This window comes from Sphingomonas sp. Leaf38 (assembly GCF_001421825.1).
Taxonomy (GTDB): Bacteria; Pseudomonadota; Alphaproteobacteria; order Sphingomonadales; family Sphingomonadaceae; genus Sphingomonas.
On record NZ_LMLD01000010.1, the window covers coordinates 272,040 to 274,594 of the forward strand.

Annotated in this window: 2 protein-coding genes; both read right to left on the reverse strand. The window is 67.1% G+C overall.

Annotated features, from left to right (window positions below; all coding sequences use genetic code 11):
- Window positions 1-45: 45 nt before the first annotated feature.
- Complete coding sequence (locus ASE88_RS06825) at window positions 46-1,821, reverse strand: SLC13 family permease (protein ID WP_055879213.1); 1,776 nt, start codon at window positions 1,819-1,821, stop codon at window positions 46-48.
- A gap of 69 nt (window positions 1,822-1,890) precedes the next feature.
- On the reverse strand, window positions 1,891-2,555 hold a 665-nt coding region (locus tag ASE88_RS19425; protein ID WP_321163405.1), incomplete at its 5' end, for a vitamin B12 dependent-methionine synthase activation domain-containing protein.

Sequence of the window (2,555 nt, forward strand, 5' to 3'; positions counted from 1 at the left end):
CAAGGGCCAGCCACCTCCCCCTTGCGGGGGAGGATCGTTGGGTCGTCAGTGCACCGGCCACACCGCGACGATCAGCGGTGTCCCCACCAGCAGAACCAGCAACGACAGCGGTGCGCCCAGTCTTGCGTAATCGCTGAACTTATACCCCCCCGGCCCCATCACCAGCGTGTTGCACTGGTGGCCGATCGGGGTCAGGAAATCGCACCCTGCCCCGACCGCGGTCGCCATCAGGAACGCTTCGGGCCGGAACCCGAGATCGCCGGCAAACGTCGCGGCGATCGGCGCCATCACCAGCACGGTTGCCGCGTTGTTGAGGAACGGCGTCACCGCCATCGCCGCCGCCAGGATCAACGCGACCGCCCCCCAGGGCGGCAAGGTCGCCGCGGTCGACGACAGCCAAGTCGCGATGACCTCCGACGCGCCGGTCGTGCGCAGCGAATCACTGACCGGGATCAGCGCACCGAGCATGATCAGGATGGGCCATTCGACATGATCATACGCCTCGCGCACCGGCAGCACGCCGGTCGCCATGATCAGCCCCGCCGCCGCAAAGAACGCGACCGCCACCGGCACGAACCCCAGCGCGGTCGCACTCATCGCCACCGCGAGGATGGCGATCGGCAACCAGCTCCGCTTCGACACGCCAAGCCGCAACTCGCGCTGGGCGAGCGGCAGGCACCCGAGGTCGCGCAGCTTGCCCGGCAGCTGCTCGAGCGGCCCCTGCAACACCAGCACGTCGCCCGCGCGCAATTCGGTATTGGCGAGGCGGCGCGACAGATGTTCACCCTGCCGCGAGATCGCGATCAGGTTGACGCCGTAGCGCGCCTGCAACGCGAGCCGCGCCGCCGTCTTGCCGGCTAGCGCCGAGCCGAGCCCGATCACTGCCTCGATCACGCCGACCTCGTCGTCGTCGTCCTCGTCGGCCTTTTCGCGATCCTCGCCTTCGAGTTTCAGACGGTCGCGCGCGATGACGCGTTCGAGCGCATCGGGGTCACCGCCAAGGATCAGTGTGTCGCCCGCGCGCAGATGCGTGTGGTCGTGGGGCGCGCTGCGCATCCCGGCGCGCAGGATCCGCGTGATCGTCACCTCGCGATCGTGACGGTCGAGGAACGCGTCGACCGTCTCGTCGACTGCGGGCGAGCCTTCCGAGATCATCGCCTCGGTAACATAGCCCTTAATATCGAGCGCCTCGCCCATCGTCGGTGCCGCCCGCCGATCGCGTGGCAGCAGCCGGTAGGCGAAGCGAAGGTAGATCAGCCCCATCAGCGTTAGCCCAAGCCCGACTGGGGCGTAATCGAACATCCCGAACGGGTGTCCGGTCATCTGTTCGCGCACGCGGCTGACGATGATGTTGGGCGACGTACCGACCAAAGTGATCAGCCCGCCGAGCAGCGAAGCGGACGCCATCGGCATCAGGAAGACCGAGGGCGAGGTGTCGTTCTTCTTCGCCATCTGGAACGCGGCGGGCATCAGCATCGCCAGCGCGCCGATGTTCTTGACGAGCGCGGAGGCAAACCCGACCGATGCGGTCAGCAGCAACAACTGCGAGCGGACTCGCGTCACGCGCTTGGCGAACTTGGCGAGCGCGACTTCGATGATGCCCGACCGCTGGACCGCCGCCGAGATCACCAGCGCCGAACCGACGATGATGACGATATCGTCGGAGAAGCCCTTGAACGCGTCCTTCGGGCTGACGATGCCGAGCGCGATGCTGGCGAGCAGCGCGAGGATCGCGGTGACGTCGTAGCGGAACCGGCCCCAGATGAAGAGCGCCATCATGCCGATCAGCGTGGCGATCGAGAGATACTGGGGTAGGGTCATCGGGTCTCCGCGTGTCGACCCCTTGTAAGCGCGGGCTTGCGGCGGTTGTTCCGCGCGCGAGCCCGAACCTTAGTCGAGGTTAGGACGAAGCCAGCGTTCGGCGGTCTTCAGGTCCGCGCCGCGCCGCGCCGCATAGTCCTCGAGCTGGTCGCGACCGACGCGCGCGACGCCGAAATACTCGGCCTGCGGATGGCCGAAATAGAAGCCCGAGACGGCGGCGGTCGGGAACATCGCGAAGCTCTCGGTCAGTTCGAGCCCGGTCGCGGTCTCGGCATCGAGCAGGTCGAACAGGATCGGCTTGAGGCTGTGGTCCGGGCATGCGGGATAGCCGGGCGCCGGGCGGATGCCGCGATACTGTTCCTTGATCAGCGCGTCGTTGGTGAGCTGTTCCTCCGGCGCATAGCCCCAGAGTTCCTGGCGGACATGCTTGTGAAGCCGCTCGGCAAAGGCTTCGGCGAACCGGTCGGCGAGCGCCTTCAGCAGGATGTCGTTATAGTCGTCATGCCCGGCCTTGAAGCGCGCGATATGCTCGTCGATCCCGTGGATGCCGACCGCGAACCCGCCGAACCAATCGTCCTGCGTGTCGACGAAATCGGCAAGGCACATGTTCGCGCGGCCCTCGCGCTTGGCGATCTGCTGGCGCAGCATCGGGAGGCGCACCTCCTTCTGCTCCCTCTCCCCTGCGGGGAGAGGGTCGGGGTGAGGGGCTGTTCCGGGCGCAGCATTGCTTGGCT